Source organism: Polaromonas sp. P1_F6 (assembly GCF_056405695.1).
Genome location: NZ_JBFUBQ010000001.1, coordinates 683,977 through 708,255, shown reverse-complemented (window position 1 = coordinate 708,255; position 24,279 = coordinate 683,977). Strand labels below are relative to the sequence as shown.

The window sequence follows — 24,279 nt, the reverse complement described above, 5'->3', positions numbered from 1 at the left end:
ATGAACTCATGCTGTTGACCTTCGCAACTGCGCCAAAAGAACAAGCCGCCCTGGTTTCAAGGCGGCTTTTTCGCTTCTGGAACCCTTCTTTTTTAGAGAGTTTTAAGCACTATGCCCCTGCCCCCCGCCCCGACCAAACGTGCCGCCCTGCTCTCCCCCGACGCGCTTGACGCGCCTGCCCGCTCGCCCTCCAAAGCACGCAAGACGGAAAGTGCCGAATCCGCCCAGAAACCCCCGGTGATGGACCTGTTTGACAGCCGCGCAGCAGGGGATGGCAGCCAGCATCCGTCAGCGTTTCAAGGAAAAGAGCCTGCCAACCCTTCAAGGACGAGCGCAAGCAGCTATAAAAAAGAGAGCATTCCACTGCCGCAGCCGGCTGCCAAGCCCAAAAAGGCCAAGCGCACCGGCCCCACCAAATTGTTCGTGCTCGACACCAATGTGTTGATGCACGACCCAATGTGCCTGTTCCGGTTTGAGGAGCATGACATCTTCCTGCCCATGATCGTGCTTGAAGAGCTCGACGGCCACAAAAAGGGCATGACCGAGGTGGCGCGCAACGCCCGCCAGACCAGCCGGACGCTGGACGCGCTGGCAGGCACCCAGGGCGCTGACATTGCCAAAGGCCTGAAACTGGACACCACCGGCCACCCTGAAGCTGGTGGCTGCCTGTTTTTCCAGACCAAACCGCTGGATTACACCCTGCCCATGAGCCTGCCGCAGGGCAAGGCCGACAACCAGATCCTGGGCGTGGTCGAGGCCTTGCGCAAGGAATACGCGCCGCGCGAGGTGGTTCTGGTGTCCAAGGACATCAACATGCGCGTCAAGGCCCGCGCCCTGGGCCTGGCCACAGACGACTACCAGAACGACAAAACCCTGGAAGATGGCGACCTGCTGTATTCGGGCTCGCTGGCCCTGCCGGCTGACTTCTGGACGCGCCAGAGCAAAACCGTCGAAAGCTGGCAGCAAGGCAGCCACACCTTCTACCGCATCACGGGCCCCATCGTGGGTAGCCTGCTGATCAATCAGTTTGTTTTTTTTGAAGCCCCCGGCGAACCCCCGCTGTATGCCCGCGTGACGGAAATTCGGGCCAAAACCGCCGTTCTGAAGACCCTGAAGGACTACAACCACCTCAAAAACGCCGTCTGGGGCGTCACCACGCGCAACCGCGAGCAAAATTTCGCGATGAACCTGCTGATGGACCCCGAAGTGGACTTCGTCACGCTAGCCGGCACGGCAGGCACTGGCAAGACGCTGATGGCACTGGCCAGCGGCCTCACGCAGGTGCTGGATGACCGTCGCTACACCGAGATCATCATGACGCGCGCCACGGTGAGCGTTGGCGAAGACATCGGTTTCCTGCCGGGTACCGAAGAGGAAAAAATGGGCCCCTGGATGGGCGCACTGGACGACAACCTGGAAGTATTGGGCAAGACCGACAGCGGCTCGGGCGAATGGGGCCGCGCCGCCACCAACGAACTGATCCGCTCGCGCATCAAGGTGAAAAGCATGAATTTCATGCGCGGCCGCACCTTCCTGAACAAGTACGTCATCATCGACGAAGCGCAAAACCTGACGCCCAAACAGATGAAAACGCTGATCACGCGGGCCGGTCCCGGAACCAAGATCATCTGCATGGGCAACCTGGCGCAGATTGACACACCGTACCTGACTGAAGGCTCATCGGGCATGACTTTTGCCGTCGACCGCTTCAAGGGCTGGCCGCACGGCGGACACATCACGCTGGCGCGTGGCGAACGTTCGCGGCTGGCTGATTTCGCGAGCGAAGTGCTCTAAGCACGACGGCAAAAAAGCGGCGCTTATTGGCGCCTATCGGTGTTTACGGCGCCGAAATGAAAAAAGGCCAAGTCGCAAGACTTGGCCTTTTTTGTTCTTCAAATTCTGGTGGGCGGTGCAAGTTTCGAACTTGCGACCCCTGCAGTGTGAATGCAGTGCTCTACCCCTGAGCTAACCGCCCTATTGGTCAGCCTAAGATTATATGCTGTTTCGATGGCTTTATTGTTTACGCCGCCAAAACACGCCAAACCGTTTTACCCTTGCTGGCCTTGTCAATATCCACCAGCAGCTTTTCATGGTCGGCGATCTCCTGGTCGTTGGCTGCGAGCAGCGGCAGGTCAAAGGCGCTGAGATCCATCTGGGGCACGTCACTATCGCCTTCCCGGGCGCTGTCCCCAACGTCCATCACCAGCGCATTCTGGCCACGGGTCAGATTGATGTAGACATCGGCCAGCAGTTCAGCGTCCAGCAAGGCGCCGTGCAAGGTCCGGCCCGAATTGTCGACTTCCAGCCGGTCGCACAAGGCGTCCAGCGAGTTGCGTTTGCCCGGGAACAGCTCCTTGGCCATCATCAGGCTGTCGGTGACCTTGGCCACGCAATGCTTGATGGGCGGCTTGCCGATGAGTTCGAGTTCCTTGTTGAGGAAGCTCACGTCAAAAGGCGCGTTGTGGATGATGATCTCGGCGTCCTGCAGGTACTCCAGCAGTTCATCGGCCACGGCCGAGAACTTGGGTTTGTCTTTCAGGAACTCGTTGCTGATGCCGTGAACCTTGAGCGCGTCCTCGTGGCTGTCGCGTTCGGGGTTCAGGTAGAAGTGGCGGTTGTTGCCGGTGAGCTTGCGGGCTACCAGTTCGACGCAACCGATTTCGATGATGCGGTCGCCGTTTTCAGCGGAAAGACCGGTGGTTTCGGTGTCAAGAACGATTTGGCGCATGGCTGGATTATCGCTGTGCTGGGTCAGTGGATGTTTTTCCGCCGGGCCGCCCCTAGGAAAAATGCGCCCCCTCGGGGGGCAGCGCAGCACACGCGGTGGCAAGCGTGGGGGCTAATGATTTTCCTTTGCGTGATTGATGGAGTATTTGGGTATCTCCACCGTCACATCCGACTGGGCCAGGAAGGCCTGGCAACTCAGCCGTGAATTGGGTTCCAGGCCCCAGGCGCGGTCCAGCAGGTCTTCTTCGCTCTCGTCGAGCTCATTCAGCGAATTGAAACCTTCGCGCACAACGATGTGGCAGGTTGTGCAGGCGCAGCTGAGGTCGCAGGCGTGCTCGATGTTGATCTTGTTGTCGAGCAGGGCTTCGCAAATCGAGGTGCCGGCCGGCGCACTGATTTCAGCGCCCTGTGGGCAGTATTCGGGATGAGGCAGTATTTTGATGATGGGCATGGTTGTCAGTCGGTTCAGACCGCCTCGATGTTTTTACCGGCGAGGGCTTGCTTGATGCCCCGGTTCATGCGCTGGGCGGCAAAGCCTTCGGTGCCTTTGGCCAGCGCCTGGGTGGCCGCTTCGATTGCGGCCGCATCACCGTGGGCACGCGTGTCGGCGAGGCCGACGATCAGGCTGTCGATCTGCGCCCGTTCATTGGGACTCAGCAGGTCGGCATCCGCTGCCAGGGCGCTTTGTGTGGCCAGAATCATGCGGTCGGCATCGACCTGGGCTTCGGCCAGGGCACGGGCCTGCATGTCTTGCTGCGCGGTTGAAAAGCTGTCTTGCAGCATGCGCGCAATATCGTCGTCCGACAGGCCGTAGGAAGGCTTCACGTCGATGCGTGCCTCAACGCCGCTGACCTGTTCTTTCGCATTCACACTGAGCAGCCCGTCGGCATCGACGGTAAACGTCACGCGGATGCGGGCAGCGCCCGCCACCATGGGCGGAATGCCGCGCAGCTCGAAGCGGGCCAGGCTGCGGCAGTCGGCCACCAGGTCGCGTTCGCCCTGCACCACATGCAGCGCCAGGGCGGTCTGGCCGTCCTGGTAGGTGGTGAAGTCCTGTGCCATGGCCGTGGGGATGGTCTGGTTGCGCGGCACGATGCGCTCGACCAGCCCGCCCATGGTCTCGATGCCCAGCGACAGCGGGATCACGTCGAGCAGCAACAGGTCTGCGCCCATGTTGTTACCGGCCAGTTGGTTGGCTGAAATGGCCGCGCCCAGCGCTACCACTTCATCGGGGTTGAGGTTGACCAGCGGCTCGCGCCCGAAGAAGCTGGCAACCGCCTTGCGCACCTGCGGCATGCGGGTGGAACCCCCAACCAGCACCGCGCCCTGGATGTCTTCTTTGGCCAGTTTGGCATCGCGCAACGCCTTGCGGACGGCCGCCAGCGTGCGCTGTGTCAGGTGGGCGGTAGCAGTTTCAAAATCTTCCGCTTTCATTTCGAAATTGACGAGGGCTTTAGCCAGTTGCACCGAAAAAGGCACGGGGTCCGCAGACGACAACGCCTCCTTGCAGTTCCGGGCGGTACGCTGCAAGGCCGCCTTATCGGACGGCGTGAGCGTGTCCGCCGCAAGCCCGGCCTTGGCCAGCACCCAGTCGACAAGCGCACGGTCGTAGTCATCACCGCCCAATGCGGAATCGCCACCGGTCGCCACGACTTCGAAGACACCTTGCGTGAGGCGCAGGATGGAAATGTCAAAGGTGCCGCCACCCAGGTCATAGACGGCATAGACGCCCTCGCTACCGTTGTCCAGCCCGTAGGCAATGGCAGCCGCTGTGGGTTCATTGAGCAGGCGTAATACATTGAGGCCAGCCAGTTGCGCGGCGTCTTTGGTGGCCTGACGCTGGGCGTCGTCAAAGTAGGCCGGCACCGTGATTACGGCGCCATAAATATCGTCATTAAAAGTGTCTTCGGCGCGGTAACGCAACGTGGCCAGAATCTCCGCGCTGATCTCGACCGGGCTTTTCTCGCCGGCGACAGTCTGCAGCGTGACCATGCCCGGCTTGTCGTTCAACTCGTATGGCAACTGAGCGCGGCTGCCGATGTCGTCAATGCCGCGGCCCATCAGACGCTTGACAGAAGAAATGGTGTTGCGCGGATCTTCCACCTGCGCGGCCAGGGCTTCATAGCCGATCTGGCGCTTGTCGTCCTCAAGGTAGCGCACCACGCTGGGCAGCAGCACCCGCCCCTGCTCGTCGGGCAGGCATTCGGATACGCCACTGCGCACGCTGGCGACCAGCGAATGTGTGGTCCCCAGGTCAATCCCCACCGCGATGCGTCGCTGGTGCGGGTCGGGCGTCTGGCCGGGTTCGGAAATTTGCAGGAGTGCCATGCGCGGTTGTCGTACTTTTTCTGTAATGCCTTGGAACCTGTTCAATGTCTTTTTGGAGATCGCATTGGAGTGCAATCGGGATGAGTGGATACCTCGGATGCGCCGCATGGGCTGATGCCCATGCAAGCGGCCGGGGTGTCCAATCGCCCGATTTCACTCCAACCCTTCGGGCAAGTGCCTTGTCGGGCGGTCTGCGGCGTTGCGGCGCTTGCCAATAGCCCAGCTATTGGCGGTGCACCGCGCCTTGCATCCCATCCCGAAAAGGTACTTGTGCGACTCCAAAAAGACATTGAACAGGTTCCTATTGTCCCAGCTGGTCGATGCGTGCATCAACCTCACTGGCAAAGCGCTCAATAAACATAAGGCTTCTGACCTGCTGGGCTGCGGCAGGAAAGTCCTTGTCCACGTCCAGCAGTTGCTCTATCTTTGATAGCTGCTTGCGCTCGTCAGCTGTGGCTTGGGAGGCTATTTCTTCAAAATCTTCAGTTGTTTCGGCATCGTCGAGCGCTTCGCGCCACTGCATCTGCTGCATCAGGAAGTCGTGCGGCATCGTGGTATTGTTTTCGGCGTTAATGGGCGCACCGTTCAGCTCACACAAATAGCTCGCCCGCTTGAGCGGGTCTTTCAGCCGCTGGTAGGCCTCGTTGATGCGCACCGACCACTGCATGGCCACACGCTGGGCGGCCGTACCCTTAGCCGCGAATTTGTCAGGATGCGCTTCGCGCTGCAAATCCTTCCAGCGCGCGTCAAGCGCCGCGCGATCCTGCGCGAAGCGCTGGGGAACACCGAAAAGCTCGAAGTCGTTGGATTGGAGATTCATGCCGAGAAAAAGCCGCCAGCACAATCAGTGGAGGCGGCTTTGATAAGGGTGCAGCACGCGTTCGACCGCTCGCCCGTCAAACCCGGAAGCTTTCGCCACAGCCGCAACGGTCACGTTCGTTGGGGTTGATGAACTTGAAGCCTTCGTTCAGGCCTTCGCGCACAAAGTCGAGCTTGGTGCCATCGATGTAAGCCATGCTTTTAGGGTCGACCAGCACCTTGACGCCGTTGTCTTCAAACACGACATCTTCCGGTGCGATCTCGTCGGCGTACTCCAGCTTGTAAGCCAGGCCGGAGCAGCCGGTGGTCTTCACGCCAAGGCGAACGCCCACACCCTTGCCGCGTTTGGTCATGTAGCGGGTCACGTGGCGGGCGGCGGCATCAGTCAGGGTAACGGACATTTAAATCACTCGAAGGAAACAGGTGACGGGCAATGCGATTGATCAGTGCGTGTGCTTTTGCTTGTAATCGTTCACGGCGGCCTTGATGGCGTCTTCCGCCAGGATGGAGCAGTGAATCTTCACAGGCGGCAGGGCCAGCTCTTCAGCAATCGCGCTGTTCTTGATGCTTGCCGCTTCGTCCAGCGTCTTGCCCTTGACCCACTCGGTCACCAGCGAGCTTGACGCAATCGCGGAGCCGCAGCCGTAGGTCTTGAAACGTGCATCTTCAATCACGCCCGTCACCGGGTTGACCTTGATCTGCAGCTTCATCACGTCGCCGCAAGCAGGCGCGCCGACCATGCCGGTGCCTACCGTTTCGTCGCCCTTTTCAAAGGAGCCGACGTTGCGGGGGTTTTCATAGTGGTCTACCACTTTTTCGCTGTATGCCATTTTGTTTACCTCTTTAAGCTGTCTTGAATTGCGGGCTCGCCTTAATGGGCGGCCCACTGGATGGTGGATAAATCAACACCATCCTTGAACATCTCCCACAGGGGGGAGAGTTCGCGCAGTTTGGCCACGTTTTCCTTGATGGTGGCGACCGCGTAGTCGATTTCTTCCTCGGTGCTCCAGCGGCCAATCGTCATGCGAAGGCTGCTGTGCGCCAGTTCGTCGCTGCGGCCCAGGGCGCGCAGCACATAGCTGGGCTCCAGGCTGGCCGATGTGCAAGCCGAGCCGCTGGACACGGCCAGACCCTTGATGCCCATGATCAGCGATTCGCCTTCGACGAAGTTGAAGCTCATGTTCAGGTTGTGCGGCACGCGCTTGTCGGCGTGGCCATTGAGGAACACTTCTTCCACGTCCTTGAGCCCGTTGAGCATGCGCTCATGCAAGGCAAGGATGCGCTTGTTCTCTTCGTGCATCTCGGCCTTGGCAATGCGGTAGGCCTCGCCCATGCCGACGCACTGGTGCGTGGGCAAAGTACCCGAACGCATGCCGCGCTCATGGCCACCGCCGTGCATTTGCGCTTCCAGGCGTACACGCGGTTTGCGGCGCACGTACAGGGCACCAATGCCCTTGGGGCCATAGGTCTTGTGCGAGGTCAGGCTCATCAGGTCGACCGGCAAGGTGGCAAGATCGATGTCAACACGGCCGGTTGCCTGCGCGGCATCCACGTGGAAGATGATGCCTTTTTCACGGCACAGGGCGCCAATGGCCGGGATGTCCTGGATCACGCCGATTTCGTTGTTGACGAACATGACGCTGACCAGAATCGTGTCGGGGCGGATAGCGGCCTTGAGCGCCTCCAGGTCGAGCAGGCCGTCGGCTTGCACGTCCATGTAGGTCACTTCAAAACCCTGGCGTTCCAGTTCGCGGCAGGTGTCCAGCACAGCCTTGTGCTCGGTCTTGACCGTGATGATGTGCTTGCCCTTGGTCTTGTAGAAATGAGCCGCACCCTTCAGGGCCAAATTGTTGGACTCGGTCGCGCCGCTGGTCCAGACGATCTCGCGCGGATCGGCGCCAATCAGGTCGGCAATTTGTTCGCGTGCCTTCTCGACAGCGGCTTCCGCTTCCCAGCCCCAGGCGTGGCTGCGGGACGCGGGGTTGCCGAAGTGCTCGCGCAACCAGGGAATCATGGCGTCCACCACCCGCGGATCGCAGGGGTTCGTGGCACTGTAGTCCATGTAGATGGGAAAGTGTGGGGTGTCCATGTGGCTAGCTCTTTAAATTCACAGGCTGGCTGGCAGCGCGATCAATGAAGTCAATGCAGTCGGTTCACAAAAGGATGGTGCCGGGCAGACGCCCGGCATCGCTCCATCAGGATTTGGAAAATGCATTGCCCAGTGCGAAGACCGAGTTCGGTGCATTCACGCGGATCGGCTTGACAACCGGCGCTGTGAAAATGGCTTTTTTCACCTGCGGGGTATTCTCGATCACCACGCCCTTGGCGAGCTGGTCTTCCACCAGTTTTTGCAGGGTCACGGAGTCCAGGAACTCCACCATGCGGCTGTTCAGTGAAGCCCACAGCTCGTGCGTCATGCAGCGGCCGCCTTCGCCCAGGCAGTTTTCCTTACCGCCACACTGGGTGGCGTCGATCGGCTCGTCCACCGACACGATGATGTCAGCCACGGTGATCTCGGAAGCCTTGCGGCCCAGCGTATAACCGCCGCCGGGACCACGGGTGGATTCCACCAGTTCGTGACGGCGCAGTTTGCCGAACAGCTGTTCGAGGTAGGACAGGGAAATCTGCTGGCGCTGGCTGATGGCGGCCAACGTGACCGGGCCGTTGTTCTGACGCAATCCCAAATCAATCATCGCGGTGACCGCAAAGCGGCCTTTGGTCGTGAGGCGCATAACAAGCTCCTTTAAATGGCTTGACTGTCGTTTTCACCCTGAAAGCTTGTGACTTACAGGGAACTCTTCCTCCAGCCGCCCAGGTCAGTCAACCGGTATCGCGGGGGCTTTTTTGTTGTTCTGATATTGTTCTTGACTGTTTTCGTCAAGTATAACACGAGCAGGGTTTTTCCCGCTGAGGGTGCTCAAAACATGAGGGCTAACCCGTAGCTCGACTCACTTTATGCACCATATCCGTGCACAAAGTGAGTGGTCGGGTCGATCGGCCTAGGCGCGGGTTTGGCCTGCGGCGCTTAGCGGTACGACATTATCGGTGCCAGGCGCGCCAAAAGCCTGCTCCTTGAGGATGTGCAACTGGTCCCGTACCCGCGCGGCTTTTTCGAACTCGAGATTCTTGGCGTGTTCGATCATCTGCTTTTCCAGCCGCTTGATCTCGCGGGCGATGTCCTTCTCGCTCATGTCTTCCACCAATGCCTTCTGCATCTCGATCTTTTCGGCTTCCTTGCCGGATTTCTCGCTGTAGACACCATCGATCAGGTCCCTGATGCGTTTGACCACGCTGCGCGGCGTGATGCCGTGCTCCAGGTTGAAGGCAATCTGCTTGTTACGCCGGCGTTCGGTTTCATCCATGGCTTTTTTCATGGAGTCGGTGATGCGGTCTGCATACAAAATCGCACGGCCGTTCAGGTTTCGGGCCGCGCGGCCAATCGTCTGGATCAGGCTGCGCTCGGCGCGCAAAAAGCCTTCCTTGTCGGCGTCCAGAATGGCCACCAGCGACACCTCCGGGATATCGAGCCCCTCACGCAGCAGGTTGATACCCACCAACACGTCAAACGCGCCCAGCCGCAGGTCACGCAGGATTTCTACCCGCTCGACCGTGTCCACATCGCTGTGCAGGTAGCGCACCTTCACACCGTTGTCGCTCAGATAATCCGTCAGCTGTTCGGCCATGCGTTTGGTCAGCGTGGTGATCAGCACCCGTTCATTCTTCTCGACCCGGATGCGGATTTCCTGCAGCACGTCGTCGACCTGATGGGTAGCCGGCCTCACTTCCACCTGCGGATCCACCAGCCCGGTGGGCCTGACCACCTGCTCCACCACCTTGCCTGCGTGCTCTTTCTCATAATTCGCTGGCGTGGCCGAGACAAAAACGGCCTGCCGCATCTTGGCTTCAAACTCCTCGAACTTGAGCGGCCGGTTGTCCAGCGCGCTCGGCAGGCGAAAACCGTATTCCACCAACGTGGTTTTGCGTGCGCGGTCGCCGTTGTACATGGCGTTGAGCTGACCGATCATGACGTGGCTCTCGTCGAGAAACATCACGGCATCCTTGGGCAGGTAATCGCACAGCGTCGAAGGGGGTGATCCCGCCGGCGAACCGCTCAGGTGGCGGGTGTAGTTCTCAATGCCCTTGCAGTGGCCGATTTCACTGAGCATCTCCAGGTCGAACCGGGTGCGCTGCTCGATGCGCTGGGCTTCCACCAGTTTGCCGTCGGCGACGAACTGGGCCACCCGCTCGGACAGCTCCAGCTTGATGGTCTCCACCGCCGTCATGACCTTGTCGCGCGGCGTGACGTAGTGGCTCTTGGGGTAGACCACAAAGCGCGGGATTTTCTGGCGTATGCGGCCTGTCAGTGGGTCAAACAACTGCAGCGACTCGATCTCGTCGTCGAACAGCTCGATGCGTATGGCCAGCTCGGAATGCTCGGCCGGGAAAATGTCGATCACGTCCCCGCGCACCCGGAACGTGCCGCGCGCGAAGTCCTGCTCGTTGCGCGTGTACTGCATGCGGATCAGCCTGGCGATCACGTCGCGCTGGCCCATCTTGTCGCCGATGCGCGCAATGAACCGCATCTGTGTGTAATCCTCAGGCGCACCTATGCCGTAAATAGCGCTGACCGTACCGACGATGATGGTGTCGCGCCGCTCCAGCACGCTCTTGGTGGCCGACAGGCGCATCTGCTCGATGTGCTCGTTGATGGCCGAGTCTTTCTCGATGAAAAGATCGCGCTGCGGCACATAGGCTTCAGGCTGGTAGTAGTCGTAGTAACTGACGAAATACTCGACCGCGTTTTTCGGGAAGAACTCGCGGAACTCACTGTAAAGCTGCGCGGCCAGCGTCTTGTTGGGCGCAAACACGATGGCCGGCCGGCCCAGGCGGGCAATCACATTGGCCATGGTAAAAGTCTTGCCGGAGCCGGTCACGCCCAGCAGGGTCTGGAACACCTCGCCGTCGTTGATGCCCTCGACCAGCTGGTCAATTGCGGTGGGCTGGTCGCCCGCAGGCGGATAGGGCTGGAACAGCTCGAACGGCGAATCCGGGAAACGCACGAACTCGCCCACAGCGGGGTCGGTGTTGACTGAATCAGTTATGACTTCCATAGCTTCTGGCATAAAACCTCGATCAGGCCCCGTTAAAATTCAGGGCAACCAAACAGAATACGACATTCGGCCGAAAATGGAAATTGCAATCCCCATTCGCCTTGTAGTTGCCCCCGCTATCGCTTTTGACACCTCTTGTAGCCTTTTTTCCGGTCAGCTTGTGACCTAAATCCGTGACCTGAACCCCCTATCGTCGCTTTCGCCTTCTTTTCACTTCTCTGAGGATATTTCATGTCTTTGTTTACCGCTGTCGAAATGGCCCCGCGTGACCCCATCCTGGGCCTGAACGAGCAGTTCAATGCCGATACCAATCCTGCAAAGGTCAACCTGGGCGTGGGCGTGTACTACGACGACAACGGCAAGCTCCCCCTGCTGCAATGCGTACAGGCGGCAGAAAAACTCATGATGGAATCTCCCAAGGCGCGCGGCTACCTGCCAATTGACGGTATCGCCGCCTACGATGCGGCCGTCAAGGGCCTGGTTTTCGGCGTCGACAGCGAACCTGTCAAAAGCGGCCGCGTGGCCACCGCGCAGGGCATTGGCGGCACAGGCGGCCTGAAGATCGGCGCCGACTTCCTGAAAAAGCTCAGCCCCAATGCCAAAGTCCTGATTTCGGACCCGAGCTGGGAAAACCACCGCGCGCTTTTCAGCCAGGCCGGTTTCGTGGTTGAAAGCTATCCTTACTATGACGCAGCCAAGCGCGGCGTCAACTTCGACGGCATGCTCGCCGCCCTCAATGCAGCCGCCGAAGGCACCATCGTCGTGCTGCACGCCTGCTGCCACAACCCGACCGGCTACGACATCACCGCAGCCCAGTGGGACCAGGTGATCGCCGCCGTCAAGGCGCGAAAGCTCACGCCTTTCCTCGACATGGCCTACCAGGGCTTTGGCCACGGCATTGCGGAAGACGGCGCCGTCATCGGTAAATTTGTGGCTGCCGGCCTGAGCTTTTTCGTGTCGACGTCCTTTTCCAAGAGCTTCAGCCTCTACGGCGAACGCGTGGGTGCCCTGTCGGTGCTGTGCGAATCCAAGGACGAAGCCGACCGCGTGCTGTCGCAGCTCAAGCTGGTCATTCGCACCAACTACAGCAACCCGCAGATCCATGGCGGCATGGTGGTGGCCACGGTGCTCAATACCCCCGCGCTGCGCACCCAATGGGAGCAAGAGCTGAGCGAAATGCGTGTGCGCATCAAGGCCATGCGCCAAAAGCTCGTGGACGGCCTGAAGGCCGCCGGCGTCAAGCAGGACATGAGCTTCATCACCGCCCAGATCGGCATGTTCAGCTACTCGGGCCTCAGCAAGGACCAGATGGTGCGCCTGCGCAATGAATTCGGCGTTTACGGCACCGACACCGGCCGCATGTGCGTGGCCGCCCTGAACAGCAAGAACATCGACTACGTCTGCGCGTCGATTGCCAAGGTCGTCTGAGGCCGTACTCCCGGATGAATTCATCCGGGACGCGCTGAAAAACCGCCACAACCGGTTCATTCTGGAACACCTGCCTGCGCTGGGACTGCCCGACGCATGGCTGGTGGCGGGATGCCTCTTCCAGACAATCTGGAACCTGCACGCGGGCCAGCCACCCGAAGCCCACATCAAAGACTACGACCTGTTTTACTTTGACCCTGCCGACCTTTCAGGCGCAGGCGAAGCAGCCGTCAATGAACGTGTCAGCGCCTGCTTTGCGGGCCGGGGCATTGTGGTGGAAGCCAAAAACCAGGCCAGGGTCCATACCTGGTATCAGGAGTATTTCGGCTTCCCCTACCCCGCCCTGCAAAGCTCCCGCGATGGCATCGACCGGTTTCTGGTGAGCTGTACGTGTGTCGGCTTAAGGGCAAATACTGCGGAGCGGACGGATGTAGAGCTTTATGCGCCCAACGGCCTGGCGCAGTTGTACCAGGGCAAGCTCAGCCCCAACCTGCTGTGCAACCACCTGCCGCTGTTCGAGAAAAAGGCGAAGGCTTATCAGGATCGCTGGAGCTGGCTGCAGGTTATCCATCCGCAAGTGGCCTGACCGGCCCCCAGCACGGCAGTGGCAAAAGCCAGGCTCTTCAAAAAAAACGGCTGCAGACCATGACTGACAAGCGCAAGCAGCTATCAATTTAATAGCACAAAAAGCTATCTGACACTCCGCTCCAACGGATTCATCCCCAAATTACTGACCGCATGGAAATGGAGCCAGCCTGGAAGCTGGTGTTGAAAAACCGTATTGGCTCCTTCGCGTCAACCGCGCCCGCCGTATACAGCAGCGGAAGGTAGTGCTCGTGGGTGGGGTGCGCCATCTTCGCCACCTGGCCCAGCTTCTGGAAATTCTGCAGCGCATCCAGATTGCCCTGCTGCAGATAACCACCGATAGTCTGGTCAAACTCCAGCGCCCAGTCGTAGGCCTGGTTACCCGCGGCCCCGCGCTGCATCTGGCGCAGGTTGTGCACGATATTGCCGCTGGCCACGATCAGCACGCCGCGGTCCCGCAACGCCTTCAGCTGCTTTGCCAGCGCATAGTGCTCGTCGGGAGCCCGGCTGTAATCCATGCTGAGCTGGATGACCGGGATGTCCGCATCCGGAAACATGGGCTTGAGCACCGACCAGGCACCGTGGTCCAGTCCCCACTCGCCTTCGTCGAGGCCGAGCGGCGCCGATGCGCGCTGCCTGACCAACTGGCTGATCACCTGCGCCGCCGCGGTGTCGCCGGGCGCGGGGTATTGCTGGTCGAAGAGCTCCTGCGGAAAGCCGCCAAAGTCGTGGATGGTTTTGGGCTTGTCCATGGCCGTCAGCCACCAGCCTTCGGTCAGCCAATGGGCGGAAACGCACAGAATCAGCTGCGGCCTGGGGAATTTCGACCCAAACTCGGCGCCCAGCGCCTGCCAGCTGCGCCGGTACTCGTTGTCGCCGATGGCATTCATCGGGCTGCCGTGGCCCACAAAAAGCACCGGCATCCGGTCTGATTTCTTCAGGGAGGCCAGCTGCTCCAGTGCGGAGACGTCAATCGGGGGAAGCATGTTGTTTTTCCTGTTGAAGGGCTGCAGCTTCAGGGCGGGCAAAAACCACCGGCTGCAGGCAGAATGGTAAGTGTTCTTTCAATTCCGCAGGTGGTGGCGGTTTCTCGGTCCGCAAGCCAGGCTGGCACCATCGTGGTGCTTTTGGCGTCAACAGTGTGAAAACCGCCCGGTATTGGTGGTTATCCTCAAATCAGTGCGGCAACCCCCTGTTATATTGCACTGCAACATATTACGATTTACCGAAGTAACCCTAACCCCAAGGTCGACCCCGATGCTGTACCAAGTCTATGAAGCCCAACGCACCTTGATGGAGCCCTTTGTCGACTTTGCGCAAGCCGCTGCAAAGCTCTACGGCAATCCCCTGTCGCCCATGGGCCAAAACCCGTTTGCACAACGCGTAGCCGCCGGCTACAGCCTGATTTACCGATTGGGCAAAGACTACGAAAAACCGGCTTTTGACATCCGGACGGTGGATGTCAACGGCACCGAGGTCAGCATCCACGAACGCGTGGAAATCGACAAGCCCTTTTGCGAGCTGCGCCGCTTCAAGCGCTTCACCGACGATCCCGCCACGCTGACAGGCCTGAAGGGCGAGCCCGCCGTGCTGATCGTGGCGCCGCTGTCGGGCCACTATGCAACCTTGCTCCGGGACACGGTCAAGACCATGCTCAAAGACCACAAGGTCTACATCACCGACTGGAAAAATGCGCGCACCGTGCCGCTTTCTGAAGGTTCATTCAACCTGGACGACTACGTCAACTACGTCCAGGAGTTCATTCGCCACCTCCAGGGTATTTACGGCAATTGCCACGTCATCAGCGTTTGCCAGCCCACTGTGCCGGTGCTCGCTGCCGTGTCGCTGATGGCCTCCCGAGGCGAAACGACGCCCTTGAGCATGACCATGATGGGCGGCCCGATCGATGCCCGAAAATCGCCTACGGCCGTGAACAACCTGGCCATGAACAAGAGCTACGAGTGGTTTGAAAACAATGTGATTTACCGCGTGCCGAGCAACTTTCCGGGCGCAGGCCGCCGCGTCTACCCCGGCTTTTTGCAGCACACCGGCTTCGTCGCGATGAACCCCGACCGCCACGCCAGCAGCCACTACGACTACTTCAAGGACCTGCTCAAAGGTGATGACGCCAGTGCCGAGGCGCACCGCAAGTTCTACGACGAGTACAACGCCGTGCTCGACATGGACGCCGACTACTACCTTGACACCATCAAGACGGTGTTCCAGGAATTCAAGCTGGTCAACGGCACCTGGGACGTCAAGGGCGTGGATGGCCAAATTGAGCGTGTGCGGCCCGAAGACATCAAGACCACAGCCCACTTCACGGTCGAAGGCGAGCTGGACGATATCTCGGGCTCTGGCCAGACCGAGGCAGCACACGGTCTTTGCCACAACATCCCCAAGGCACTGCAAAAGCACCTGGAAGTCAAGGGCGCGGGCCACTACGGGATTTTCAGCGGCCGCCGCTGGCGCGAGATTGTCTACCCGCAGGTCAAGGCCTTCATTCTTGAGAACAATCGGGCTCCAACCCAATCCAAGCGTGCGCCAGCAGCTACCAAAACGATAGCAAAACCGGTGCGCACCGCAGCAGCAAAGCCTGCCGCCAAAGCCGCCCCGAAGGCCGCAGCAAAGCCGGCGGCAAAAAAAGCAGCACGCAGCAAGAAGGCTTGAGGGCGGCGGCAAGGCCGGAGTCGCGAAGGTAGAGCGCAGGCAGAGCGGGCCATGACTGGTAGGACAATAGGCGGGTGACCTCCCCCCCCGACTCCAGCCTTTTCGAGCGCATCAACGCCGCACTGCCCCAAACCCAGTGCACCCGCTGCGGCTATCCTGACTGCGCGGCGTATGCCACGGCCATTGCAACAGGTCAGGCCCCCATCAACCAATGCCCGCCAGGCGGCGCCGAAGGCGTGCAGCGGCTGTCGGCCATCACCGGTCAGCCCGTTCAGCCGCTCAATCCCGCCAACGGTACCGAAGGCCCACGTGCTGTCGCCTTCATCGATGAAGACTGGTGCATAGGCTGCACCTTGTGCATCAAGGCCTGTCCGACCGACGCCATCATGGGCAGCAACAAGATGATGCACACCGTCATCGAGCCCTGGTGCACAGGCTGTGAGCTGTGCATACCGGTCTGCCCTGTCGACTGCATCAGCCTGGAAAACGTCACCGGCGAGCGCACGGGCTGGACGGCATGGTCTCCGCAAGAGGCCGACACCGCCAGAGCCCGTTATGAATTCCATCAGAACCGGTACAGGAACAGCACAAGCCCGGAGGACAAAGGCGCAGGGAAAGCGAAAAACCCGCCACAGGCCCCGCTACCAGCTTCAGCTGCACGCCCCGAGGGCGACCCCGCCGTGGCGGACCGCAAGCGCATGGTGATTGAGGCCGCCCTGGCCCGGGCCCGTGTGCAGCGCGAAAAAAGCGGCAAAAAAGACTGAGCAGCCCCTCAGCCCAGGGCAGAGAAAGCCTTGATCACCTCGGGCGGTGCCTGCACCAATTCAATCAGTACACCTTCACCCGAAACAGGAAACTCATCGTTAGCCTTGGGGTGCAGGAAACAGATGTCAAAACCCGCTGCGCCCTTGCGAATGCCGCCGGGTGCAAAGCGCACCCCCTTGGCCGTCAGCCACTCAACGGCTTTGGGCAGGTCGTCTATCCACAGGCCCACGTGGTTGAGCGGCGTGGTGTGCACCGCGGGTTTCTTGTCCACATCCAGTGGCTGCATCAGGTCAACTTCGACCTTGAACGGGCCGCTGCCGATCGCGCAGATGTCTTCATCGACGTTTTCACGTTCGCTGACAAAGTTGCCGGTGACTTCCAGGCCCAGCATGTCGACCCACAGCGTGCGCAGCCGGTCTTTGCTGGTGGCACCGATGGCGATCTGCTGGATGCCCAGCACTTTGAAGGGTCGAGTGGCACTCATGCCTGGAACTCCACAATCGGCTGGTCCACGCTGAGCGATTCGCCCTTGGCCGCCAGCACCTTGCCGACCACGCCGTCGGCTACGGCAAACAGCACGTTCTCCATCTTCATCGCCTCAATCACGGCCACGCGCTCACCGGCCTGCACTTTCTGACCCACCTGCACGGCCACATCCACCAGCAAGCCCGGCATGGGCGAGAGCACATAGCGGCTCATGTCCGGCGGCGCCTTGTAGGGCATGAGCGCATGCAGTTGCGCCGCGCGCGGCGACAGCACCAGCGCATCCAGCCGTGTGCCGTTGTGCGCAATGCGGATGGCCAGCGGGTTGCGGCCCACACCGCGCTCCACCTGCGCGGCGAAAGGCTGCCCATTCACCGTGCCGCGTATGCGCGCGCCGCCCAGATGCCAGTTGCTACAAATTTCATAGCTACTAGCGCCCGTATCTACTGTGCCGGAGCCCGATTGGGCTTGATAATTTCGCACCGTTACAGGGTGCTGCGTGTTCTGCCCCGCAGAGCCCAGGCTCACCACAACGAACTCTTCCCCCACCGTCACGCCATGGCCCGGCAGCTGTCCGCTGATGCCGGCGGCACGGCCCAGCATGCGGCGATTGACGTAAGCAGCCAACGCCAGCAGGAACGAAGGATCGTCATGCGGCACGTCTTCGGCATGAAAGCCCTTGCTGTAGTTTTCGGCGATGAAGCCGGTATTGAAGTCGCCCGCCACAAACTTCGGGTGCGCCAGCAAAGCCGCCTGGAAAGGAATGTTGCTGGAGATACCGCGAATGACGAAACCGTTAAGCGCCTCGCGCATCCTGGCGATGGCGTCCTTGCGATCCTTGCCGTGCACGATGAGCTTGGCAATCATCGAGTCATAAAACATCGGGATCTCGCCGCCGTCCTGCACGCCGGTGTCCACGCGCACGCCGTACAACTGCGAGGTGTCGGCCGCGAACATCGTCTCCTTGGGCGGCTGAAAGCGCACCAGCCGTCCGGTAGAAGGCAAAAAGCTGCGGAACGGGTCTTCAGCATTGATACGGCATTCAATCGCCCAGCCATTGCGCTGCACGTCTTTCTGCGCGATCGGCAGCTTCTCGCCGGCCGCCACCCGAATCATCAGCTCCACCAGGTCCAGCCCCGTGATGCATTCCGTCACCGGGTGCTCTACCTGCAGGCGGGTGTTCATTTCGAGGAAGTAAAAGCTCTGGTCCTTGCCGACCACAAACTCCACCGTGCCAGCGCTCTGGTACTTCACGGCCTTGGCCAAGGCCACCGCCTGTTCGCCCATGGCCTTGCGCGTCGCGTCGCTGATGAAAGGCGACGGCGCCTCTTCAATCACCTTTTGGTGGCGCCGCTGAATGGAGCACTCGCGTTCGTTCAGGTAAATCACATTGCCGTGGCTGTCACCCAGCAGCTGAATCTCGATATGGCGAGGTTCCTCGACAAATTTCTCGATAAAGACGCGGTCGTCGCCAAAGCTGTTCCTCGCTTCATTGCGGCAGCTCGTGAAACCTTCGAATGCTTCCTTGTCGTTAAAGGCCACCCGCAAGCCCTTGCCCCCGCCGCCGGCCGAGGCCTTGATCATCACCGGGTAACCGATGCCCTTGGCAATCTCCACCGCCTTCTCGGCCGTTTCAATCGCATCGTTCACGCCGGGAATGCAATTCACACCCGCCGCACCGGCCAGCTTTTTCGATTCGATCTTGTCGCCCATGGCGGCAATCGAATAGTGCTTGGGACCGATAAAGATGATGCCCTCTTCCTCGACCCGCTTGGCAAAGCCCGCGTTCTCGCTCAGGAAGCCGTAGCCGGGGTGCACCGCCTGCGCGCCGGTCTGCTTACAGGCCGCGATGATCTTGTCGGCCTGCAGATAACTGTCACGGCTGGGCGCGGGGCCGATGTTGACGGCTTCGTCCGCCAGTTCGACATGGCGCGCGTCCTTGTCGGCGTCAGAATAGACGGCAACGGTCTGGATACCCATCTTGCGGGCTGTCTTGATGACCCGGCAGGCGATCTCACCTCGATTTGCGATCAGTATTTTTTTAAACATCATTGAGCCTGTCTTCGTTAACCGCCTCAGCGGTTGATAAACATCGTGTAAATCGGTGGATTTTGTGAGCGATCGACAAACACGTAAGCGATGCCGTCCGAGCAGAAGTTGGCGACCTCGGCCGCACTGCCACTCTCCAGTTCTACCCAGTTGTCAATCTGCAGAAACAGCCGGCCGGGCGGCATCCGCTGCGCACCGTTGGCGGTCCAATAGGGAACGCCTCCACTTTTGGTGCACCAGGGGCTCTCCCAGTCGTGGGGGTGTCCAAGCTCCGGCGGCAGCTCAAAGTGGCGGGTGTAATCGTAAAAGGCCTCTTCGAGCTCGGGCGGCGCGCCATCGTCGTCAGTGCGCCAGCTCACGACGCCCAACTCGGACAGCACAGCCGGCAGCCCGTCACTGGCAGCGGCGGGCGGGTCGGTTGCAAGCGTGCCCAGTTGGCTTTGCGGCACCGTGAAGGCGGCGTTTGCGCCGGCATCAGACTCCCAGAAGCTGCAGATACTGTCCCACTCGCACTTGAAAAGGAACAGCACTTCGCCATCCGCGAGCGGAAGTTCAGGAACAGCGGCCGGCAGTTGCGCAAGATGGCTCATGGCCCGCCCGCACTCCTTGCAAACGGGCCAAAGATGCGCGGGCAGCCCCCAGGGCAAGCCGCCCAGCTTGGGCACAAGGCCGGGTGCCGCGCCTTCGCGGAATCGGGGATAGTGGCTGATCATGCTACGTTCACAGCGGGATGTTGCCGTGCTTGCGCCACGGGTTCTCAATCTTCTTGTCCCGCAACATCACCAACGAACGGCAGATGCGCTTGCGCGTCTCATGCGGCAAGATCACGTCGTCGATAAACCCACGCGCGCCCGCGACGAATGGGTTGGCAAAGCGAGCCTTGTATTCGGCCTCTTTGGCAGCCAGCTTGGCCGGGTCGCCCTTGTCTTCACGAAAGATGATTTCCACCGCGCCCTTGGCGCCCATCACGGCAATCTCGGCGTTAGGCCAGGCGAAGTTGACGTCGCCGCGCAGATGTTTGGAGCTCATCACGTCATAAGCGCCGCCATAGGCCTTGCGCGTGATGACAGTGATCTTCGGTACCGTGCATTCGGCATAGGCATACAGCAGCTTGGCGCCGTGCTTGATGATGCCGCCGTATTCCTGTGACGTGCCGGGCATGAAGCCGGGCACGTCGACAAAAGTAATGACCGGGATATTGAAGGCATCGCAAAAGCGTACAAAGCGCGCTGCCTTGATGGAGCTCTTGATGTCCAGACAACCAGCGAGCACCAAAGGCTGGTTGGCGACGATGCCCACCGTCTGCCCCTCCATGCGAGCAAAACCAATGATGATGTTCTTCGCGTACTCGGGCTGAATCTCGAAGAAATCGCCGTCGTCCACCGTCTTGACGATGAGTTCCTTCATGTCGTACGGCTTGTTCGGGTTCTCAGGCACCAGCGTGTCCAGGCTGAGGTCCATGCGGCCAGCCGGGTCGGCGCTGGGGCGCACCGGAGCCTTTTCGCGGTTGTTCAGCGGCAGGTAGTTGTACAGGCGACGCAGCATCAGAAGCGCCTCGACGTCGTTCTCGAATGCCAGGTCGGCCACGCCGCTGCGCGTGGTGTGGGTGGTGGCGCCGCCCAGCTCCTCGGCCGTGACTTCCTCGTGGGTCACGGTCTTGACGACCTCAGGGCCCGTGACAAACATGTAGGAGCTGTCCTTGACCATGAAGATGAAGTCGGTCATGGCGGGGGAATACACGGCGCCGCCGGCGCTCGGCCCCATGATCATGCTGATCTGCGGAATCACGCCGCTGGCCATCACGTTGCGCTGAAACACATCGGCATAACCGCCCAGCGAAGCCACGCCCTCCTGGATGCGGGCGCCGCCCGAGTCGTTGAGGCCAATAACTGGTGCGCCCACCTTCATGGCCTGGTCCATCACCTTGCAGATTTTCTCGGCATGGGCTTCGCTCAGGGCACCGCCGAACACGGTGAAATCCTGGCTGAAGACAAACACCAAACGGCCGTTGATCATGCCGTAGCCAGTGACCACACCGTCGCCGGGAACCTTGTTGTTTTCCATGCCGAAGTCGGTGCAGCGGTGCTCGACAAACATGTCCCATTCTTCAAACGTGCCTTCGTCGAGCAGCAGTTCCAGCCGCTCGCGCGCCGTCAGCTTGCCTTTGCCGTGTTGCGCATCGATGCGCTTTTGCCCGCCGCCCAGGCGCGCCGCAGCGCGTTTCTTTTCGAGTTGTTCAAGGATTTCTTGCATGGTGTATTCCGCAATGGTGGGACGGTGAAATTTATTTAACGGGTTCAAACAAAAGGCGCGCGGCGGCCTGGCTCATACGGCGTGAGTCATGCCCCACGCCCGGCACGGTGACACGCTCCCAGGCCAGGGGGGTGCCCAGCTTCTGCGCCTGCGTCTGGGCCTGCTCGAAGAAGTGGGTGCCGCGCTCAAAGCGGTTCACGCCCTGGGCGGTGGCTTGCCTGGCCTTGGGAAGGTTGGCCTCATCGGTTTTTATGTCAGTTTCACCGAGCAGCACGATCAGCTTGCGGGCAAAAACCTGCCTGAGTTTGTCGGGGCTGACAATGCTTTCGTTAAGCGCGTAAGGGAATTTGTCTTCCATCAGACCTGGATAGCGGGGCATGGTGTAACTGCCGGCATTGGCCGCCACGGCGACTGAAACGCGGGGTGCCTCGGTCAGCAGCATGAAGCGGTGCACAAACTGCCCACCTGCCGAGTGGCCGAACAGCAGGTAGTCGCTCGCCGCGAGGCCCTCACCAGCACGGACAAAATCAAAAAGATGCTCGACGATCTGGAAAGACCACTGGGCACGATCACGGCTTTCAATGCCGCCCATGTTGAACAACCTGGAAGAAAACCGCGCCTCGTCAAACTCCGGGGCCAGCACGATGAGTTTATTTTTCTCCGCAAAGGGCATCCAGTTGTCGCGCATGCGCGAGCCCTGCCGCTCCGCGCCGTGGATCACCATCATCACCCGCGCATCCGGACCAGCGCTGCGCGCCTTGTAGTAATGCACCGTGACGGGCTTGTCCGCGAAATAGCCTTTGTCGGTGAAGACAAAACTCTGCGGCTCGCCGGCGACCATGCCGCCGGCCCAGGCGAGGCAGGCCTGCAGAAGCAGTACGCAAAGAATGGCGATTTTCTTCATGAGTTCCCCTCTTTGGATGCCAGGGCCAACAAGCTCCTCGCAGCTGTCGATGCCGCCACTTCGCCACGCGCCACCTCAGCGAGCAGGCCGGGCAGGCGCTCGCGCACTTGCGGATCCTGGCGGAAAGCCTGCTTGAGGCCGGCGTCTATGCGTTCCCACATCCAGGCCAGCGACTGCTGCTTGCGGCGTGCTGCCAGCTGGCCGTTGGCGGTCTGTAGGGCCTTGAACTGCGTCACGGCTTTCCAGAACACGTCCACGCCCTTGTTGTGAAGGGCGCTGAGCTGGATGACTTGCGGGTGCCAGTTCTTGTCGAAGCTGGCGGCCTGCGTGCTATTCATCGCGTTATTGACCAGGCCGAACAGGCGCATGGCGGAAGTAATCTGCGCCTCGGCCCGCATCGCCGCGTCGGCATCGATGTCGGCCTTGTTGATGATGACCAGGTCGGCCAGCTCCATCACGCCTTTTTTGATGGCTTGCAGGTCGTCGCCGGCATTGGGTAGTTGCATCAGCACAAACATGTCGGTCATATTGGCGACGGCGGTTTCGCTCTGCCCCACACCGACAGTTTCTACGATCACCACGTCGTACCCGGCGGCCTCGCACACCAACATGGCCTCTCGCGTCTTCTCGGCCACACCGCCCAGGTTGCCGCCGGAAGGGCTGGGACGGATGTAGGCACGCTCATGCACCGAGAGCTTTTCCATGCGGGTCTTGTCACCCAGGATGGAGCCACCCGAGACTGAAGAGGAAGGATCGACGGTAAGCACAGCGACACGGTGGCCCTGCGCGATCAGGTAGAGGCCCAGCACTTCGATGAAGGTGGACTTGCCCACGCCGGGCACGCCGCTGATGCCCAGGCGCATGGCTTTGCCGGTATTGGGCAGCAAAGCAGTCAGCAACTCGTCGCCTTGTGCCCGGTGGTCGGCGCGGGTGGACTCCAGCAGCGTGATGGCCTTGGCGATGGCGCGGCGCTGCACCATTGGGTCCGGGCCCATGATGGCCTGGAGGAAATCGGGCGCGGCCATCACGTCGCCAACTCCGTCACTGACCATACATAGTGCAGATCCACGCCCTCTTCGCCTTGCAGCACAAAACCGTGGCGCAGATAGAAACGGTTGGCATCACTTTCTTTCAGCGCGGTGAGCCTGACAACCAGACCGCCCTCGCGCGCCTGGGCCAGCACCAGCCGCAGTACCCATGCGCCTATGCCCTGGCCGCTGGCACTGCTGCGCAAATACAGGTGATCAAGCCGCAGGGCCGCTTCGCCTTCAGGCTTGAGCGTGAAAAAACCCACACGCTCGCCATCGAGCAGGATGTGTTGCATGTGCTGCGGAATGAATCCCGCTAACAGGCGCTCGCGCGAGCGCGCAAGGTCAAAGCGCCCGACACGCTCCAGGCTGGGGCGCATGGCGTCGACGCGCAAGGCCAGCATGTCCTCGAAGTCGCCGGCAAGCACCGGCTGCAAGGACAAGCGGGAACTGATGTCTGTCACCGCACACTCCTTTCGCAACAACGGCTTGAATCTGGTCCCGCACATCCGCGGTGCCGGCCAGGATCAACGCGGATGGACTCCATCAGCATGACGACTTTGGCGATGGCGCGGCGCTGGGCCATCGCATCGCCGTCTAGCAGGGCGGTCAGGGTATTCATTGCTTTACCAGCAGGCTTGGCAGTCAACATCAATACTCATGACCCGTCCACTCCTGTGCTCCAGCAGCAGACCGGCACATTCCCCCAGTAGCTTTATCGGGGAGGGCATCGTGGCGCTGATCGGCACCCCGAATTTCTGGCTCACAGATGAAAGCGTCTCGCCAATTTGAACTTGCCTGAGAAAATGCCAATGGGGTTCATTGACCTTGAAGGTCAAAACGCTGATGTCCTGCGACTTCTTCGTTACCAGCAACCTGGCGTTCAAGCCCACAAAATCGAGCGTCCTTATCTCGCAGGAATTTTCTGGCTCGCAATACTCCCCAGCAGACTCGACCGTCTGGCTTTTCACCTTACCCAAAGCCACAGCCTCGCTTAGCTTTTTAGGGAATGAGGACTGCAATTCGCTACAAATCAACGCTGGATCGGCTTTGCTTGTCCTGATCCACTCTTGCGGCGGGTTTGCATACGCATTGAGCGCACCGGCAAGCAGCATGATGGGACTGAGCC

The 24,279-nt window shown here is 60.4% G+C and carries 24 protein-coding genes and 1 tRNA gene; 5 read left to right on the top strand and 20 right to left on the bottom strand.

What is annotated here, in order from left to right; translation table 11 throughout:
• Positions 1 to 111: 111 nt before the first annotated feature.
• On the top strand, positions 112 to 1,794 hold the full coding sequence (locus AC1DY9_RS03305) for a PhoH family protein (RefSeq protein WP_457280422.1): 1,683 nt from the start codon (positions 112 to 114) through the stop codon (positions 1,792 to 1,794).
• Between the two features lie 106 nt (positions 1,795 to 1,900).
• Here AC1DY9_RS03305 and AC1DY9_RS03300 read toward each other — a convergent pair.
• The 10 genes from AC1DY9_RS03300 to uvrB form a co-directional block, all read right to left on the bottom strand.
• A tRNA-Val gene (locus AC1DY9_RS03300) sits at positions 1,901 to 1,975 on the bottom strand.
• Between the two features lie 45 nt (positions 1,976 to 2,020).
• Complete coding sequence (gene dnaQ / locus AC1DY9_RS03295; protein ID WP_477665774.1) at positions 2,021 to 2,728, bottom strand: DNA polymerase III subunit epsilon; 708 nt, start codon at positions 2,726 to 2,728, stop codon at positions 2,021 to 2,023.
• 111 nt (positions 2,729 to 2,839) lie between these two features.
• Positions 2,840 to 3,178, bottom strand: coding sequence for an ISC system 2Fe-2S type ferredoxin (gene fdx / locus AC1DY9_RS03290; RefSeq protein WP_457280420.1), 339 nt, complete (start codon positions 3,176 to 3,178; stop codon positions 2,840 to 2,842).
• A gap of 14 nt (positions 3,179 to 3,192) precedes the next feature.
• Positions 3,193 to 5,055 carry a Fe-S protein assembly chaperone HscA gene (hscA, locus tag AC1DY9_RS03285; protein WP_457280419.1) on the bottom strand — a complete coding sequence of 621 codons (1,863 nt, stop codon included), beginning with the start codon at positions 5,053 to 5,055 and terminating at the stop codon, positions 3,193 to 3,195.
• 301 nt (positions 5,056 to 5,356) lie between these two features.
• The gene (gene hscB, locus AC1DY9_RS03280; protein ID WP_477665773.1) at positions 5,357 to 5,875 is read right to left on the bottom strand and encodes a Fe-S protein assembly co-chaperone HscB; all 519 of its coding nucleotides are present in this window, start codon (positions 5,873 to 5,875) and stop codon (positions 5,357 to 5,359) included.
• 76 nt (positions 5,876 to 5,951) lie between these two features.
• On the bottom strand, positions 5,952 to 6,275 hold the full coding sequence (gene iscA, locus AC1DY9_RS03275; protein ID WP_074575253.1) for an iron-sulfur cluster assembly protein IscA: 324 nt from the start codon (positions 6,273 to 6,275) through the stop codon (positions 5,952 to 5,954).
• A gap of 42 nt (positions 6,276 to 6,317) precedes the next feature.
• Positions 6,318 to 6,704, bottom strand: coding sequence for a Fe-S cluster assembly scaffold IscU (iscU, locus tag AC1DY9_RS03270; RefSeq protein ID WP_092128183.1), 387 nt, complete (start codon positions 6,702 to 6,704; stop codon positions 6,318 to 6,320).
• Between the two features lie 41 nt (positions 6,705 to 6,745).
• The gene (locus AC1DY9_RS03265) at positions 6,746 to 7,963 is read right to left on the bottom strand and encodes an IscS subfamily cysteine desulfurase (RefSeq protein ID WP_457280417.1); all 1,218 of its coding nucleotides are present in this window, start codon (positions 7,961 to 7,963) and stop codon (positions 6,746 to 6,748) included.
• Between the two features lie 106 nt (positions 7,964 to 8,069).
• Positions 8,070 to 8,606, bottom strand: a complete 537-nt coding sequence (gene iscR / locus AC1DY9_RS03260; protein ID WP_457280416.1) for a Fe-S cluster assembly transcriptional regulator IscR — start codon at positions 8,604 to 8,606, stop codon at positions 8,070 to 8,072.
• 267 nt (positions 8,607 to 8,873) lie between these two features.
• Entirely contained in the window at positions 8,874 to 10,997 is a 2,124-nt protein-coding gene (uvrB, locus tag AC1DY9_RS03255; RefSeq protein ID WP_457280415.1) for an excinuclease ABC subunit UvrB, read from the bottom strand.
• A 219-nt stretch (positions 10,998 to 11,216) separates the two neighbouring features.
• Between uvrB and AC1DY9_RS03250 the strand changes: the two genes are divergently transcribed.
• Both AC1DY9_RS03250 and AC1DY9_RS03245 read left to right on the top strand, forming a co-directional pair.
• On the top strand, positions 11,217 to 12,413 hold the full coding sequence (locus tag AC1DY9_RS03250; RefSeq protein ID WP_477665772.1) for an amino acid aminotransferase: 1,197 nt from the start codon (positions 11,217 to 11,219) through the stop codon (positions 12,411 to 12,413).
• Entirely contained in the window at positions 12,397 to 12,999 is a 603-nt protein-coding gene (locus AC1DY9_RS03245) for a nucleotidyltransferase family protein (RefSeq protein ID WP_477665771.1), read from the top strand. Before AC1DY9_RS03250 ends, AC1DY9_RS03245 begins: the two co-directional genes overlap by 17 nt.
• Positions 13,000 to 13,129: 130 nt before the next feature.
• On the opposite strand, the gene ygiD is transcribed toward AC1DY9_RS03245, so the two are convergent.
• The gene (gene ygiD, locus AC1DY9_RS03240) at positions 13,130 to 13,984 is read right to left on the bottom strand and encodes a 4,5-DOPA-extradiol-dioxygenase (protein WP_477665770.1); all 855 of its coding nucleotides are present in this window, start codon (positions 13,982 to 13,984) and stop codon (positions 13,130 to 13,132) included.
• A gap of 271 nt (positions 13,985 to 14,255) precedes the next feature.
• Here ygiD and AC1DY9_RS03235 point away from each other — a divergent pair, with 271 nt between their 5' ends.
• Positions 14,256 to 15,668, top strand: a complete 1,413-nt coding sequence (locus AC1DY9_RS03235; RefSeq protein WP_477665769.1) for a polyhydroxyalkanoate depolymerase — start codon at positions 14,256 to 14,258, stop codon at positions 15,666 to 15,668.
• A 74-nt stretch (positions 15,669 to 15,742) separates the two neighbouring features.
• Positions 15,743 to 16,432 carry an electron transport complex subunit RsxB gene (gene rsxB, locus AC1DY9_RS03230; protein ID WP_457280410.1) on the top strand — a complete coding sequence of 230 codons (690 nt, stop codon included), beginning with the start codon at positions 15,743 to 15,745 and terminating at the stop codon, positions 16,430 to 16,432.
• A gap of 8 nt (positions 16,433 to 16,440) precedes the next feature.
• Here rsxB and AC1DY9_RS03225 read toward each other — a convergent pair whose 3' ends face one another.
• The 9 genes from AC1DY9_RS03225 to AC1DY9_RS03185 are packed head-to-tail and all read right to left on the bottom strand — an operon-like array spanning position 16,441 to position 24,265.
• Positions 16,441 to 16,917: a VOC family protein gene (locus AC1DY9_RS03225; RefSeq protein WP_457280409.1), complete on the bottom strand. Its 477-nt coding sequence runs from the start codon at positions 16,915 to 16,917 to the stop codon at positions 16,441 to 16,443.
• Positions 16,914 to 18,965 (bottom strand): acetyl-CoA carboxylase biotin carboxylase subunit, encoded by a 2,052-nt coding sequence (locus AC1DY9_RS03220; RefSeq protein WP_477666034.1) that lies wholly within the window; start codon positions 18,963 to 18,965, stop codon positions 16,914 to 16,916. Before AC1DY9_RS03220 ends, AC1DY9_RS03225 begins: the two co-directional genes overlap by 4 nt.
• Before the next feature lie 26 nt (positions 18,966 to 18,991).
• A complete protein-coding gene (locus AC1DY9_RS03215; RefSeq protein WP_457280407.1) occupies positions 18,992 to 19,678 on the bottom strand; it encodes a hypothetical protein in 687 nt (228 codons plus the stop codon).
• A gap of 7 nt (positions 19,679 to 19,685) precedes the next feature.
• The gene (locus tag AC1DY9_RS03210; protein ID WP_477665768.1) at positions 19,686 to 21,218 is read right to left on the bottom strand and encodes an acyl-CoA carboxylase subunit beta; all 1,533 of its coding nucleotides are present in this window, start codon (positions 21,216 to 21,218) and stop codon (positions 19,686 to 19,688) included.
• Between the two features lie 31 nt (positions 21,219 to 21,249).
• Entirely contained in the window at positions 21,250 to 22,122 is an 873-nt protein-coding gene (locus AC1DY9_RS03205) for an alpha/beta hydrolase family protein (protein WP_477665767.1), read from the bottom strand.
• Positions 22,119 to 23,147 (bottom strand): methylmalonyl Co-A mutase-associated GTPase MeaB, encoded by a 1,029-nt coding sequence (gene meaB / locus AC1DY9_RS03200; protein WP_477666033.1) that lies wholly within the window; start codon positions 23,145 to 23,147, stop codon positions 22,119 to 22,121. The genes AC1DY9_RS03205 and meaB overlap by 4 nt, the downstream gene beginning before the upstream one ends.
• On the bottom strand, positions 23,147 to 23,614 hold the full coding sequence (locus AC1DY9_RS03195) for a GNAT family N-acetyltransferase (protein WP_457280404.1): 468 nt from the start codon (positions 23,612 to 23,614) through the stop codon (positions 23,147 to 23,149). Before AC1DY9_RS03195 ends, meaB begins: the two co-directional genes overlap by 1 nt.
• On the bottom strand, positions 23,611 to 23,772 hold the full coding sequence (locus AC1DY9_RS03190) for a hypothetical protein (protein WP_457280403.1): 162 nt from the start codon (positions 23,770 to 23,772) through the stop codon (positions 23,611 to 23,613). The genes AC1DY9_RS03195 and AC1DY9_RS03190 overlap by 4 nt, the downstream gene beginning before the upstream one ends.
• A gap of 4 nt (positions 23,773 to 23,776) precedes the next feature.
• A complete protein-coding gene (locus tag AC1DY9_RS03185; protein ID WP_457280402.1) occupies positions 23,777 to 24,265 on the bottom strand; it encodes a hypothetical protein in 489 nt (162 codons plus the stop codon).
• Between the last annotated feature and the right edge of the window lie 14 nt (positions 24,266 to 24,279).

Bases quoted from the DNA above. Each gene is read 5' to 3' on its own strand.
- AC1DY9_RS03265 (WP_457280417.1), bottom strand. From the start codon at position 7,963: ATGGACACCCCACACTTTCCCATCTACATGGACTACAGTGCCACGAAC.
- iscR (WP_457280416.1), bottom strand. From the start codon at position 8,606: ATGCGCCTCACGACCAAAGGCCGCTTTGCGGTCACCGCGATGATTGAT.
- dnaQ (WP_477665774.1), bottom strand. From the start codon at position 2,728: ATGCGCCAAATCGTTCTTGACACCGAAACCACCGGTCTTTCCGCTGAA.
- ygiD (WP_477665770.1), bottom strand. From the start codon at position 13,984: ATGCTTCCCCCGATTGACGTCTCCGCACTGGAGCAGCTGGCCTCCCTG.
- AC1DY9_RS03225 (WP_457280409.1), bottom strand. From the start codon at position 16,917: ATGAGTGCCACTCGACCCTTCAAAGTGCTGGGCATCCAGCAGATCGCC.
- meaB (WP_477666033.1), bottom strand. From the start codon at position 23,147: ATGGCCGCGCCCGATTTCCTCCAGGCCATCATGGGCCCGGACCCAATG.
- hscA (WP_457280419.1), bottom strand. From the start codon at position 5,055: ATGGCACTCCTGCAAATTTCCGAACCCGGCCAGACGCCCGACCCGCAC.
- fdx (WP_457280420.1), bottom strand. From the start codon at position 3,178: ATGCCCATCATCAAAATACTGCCTCATCCCGAATACTGCCCACAGGGC.
- AC1DY9_RS03305 (WP_457280422.1), top strand. From the start codon at position 112: ATGCCCCTGCCCCCCGCCCCGACCAAACGTGCCGCCCTGCTCTCCCCC.
- AC1DY9_RS03235 (WP_477665769.1), top strand. From the start codon at position 14,256: ATGCTGTACCAAGTCTATGAAGCCCAACGCACCTTGATGGAGCCCTTT.
- iscU (WP_092128183.1), bottom strand. From the start codon at position 6,704: ATGGCATACAGCGAAAAAGTGGTAGACCACTATGAAAACCCCCGCAAC.
- AC1DY9_RS03205 (WP_477665767.1), bottom strand. From the start codon at position 22,122: ATGAAGAAAATCGCCATTCTTTGCGTACTGCTTCTGCAGGCCTGCCTC.
- iscA (WP_074575253.1), bottom strand. From the start codon at position 6,275: ATGTCCGTTACCCTGACTGATGCCGCCGCCCGCCACGTGACCCGCTAC.
- AC1DY9_RS03185 (WP_457280402.1), bottom strand. From the start codon at position 24,265: ATGCTGCTTGCCGGTGCGCTCAATGCGTATGCAAACCCGCCGCAAGAG.
- AC1DY9_RS03220 (WP_477666034.1), bottom strand. From the start codon at position 18,965: ATGTTTAAAAAAATACTGATCGCAAATCGAGGTGAGATCGCCTGCCGG.
- AC1DY9_RS03210 (WP_477665768.1), bottom strand. From the start codon at position 21,218: ATGCAAGAAATCCTTGAACAACTCGAAAAGAAACGCGCTGCGGCGCGC.
- hscB (WP_477665773.1), bottom strand. From the start codon at position 5,875: ATGAATCTCCAATCCAACGACTTCGAGCTTTTCGGTGTTCCCCAGCGC.
- AC1DY9_RS03250 (WP_477665772.1), top strand. From the start codon at position 11,217: ATGTCTTTGTTTACCGCTGTCGAAATGGCCCCGCGTGACCCCATCCTG.
- AC1DY9_RS03215 (WP_457280407.1), bottom strand. From the start codon at position 19,678: ATGATCAGCCACTATCCCCGATTCCGCGAAGGCGCGGCACCCGGCCTT.
- AC1DY9_RS03190 (WP_457280403.1), bottom strand. From the start codon at position 23,772: ATGAATACCCTGACCGCCCTGCTAGACGGCGATGCGATGGCCCAGCGC.
- uvrB (WP_457280415.1), bottom strand. From the start codon at position 10,997: ATGCCAGAAGCTATGGAAGTCATAACTGATTCAGTCAACACCGACCCC.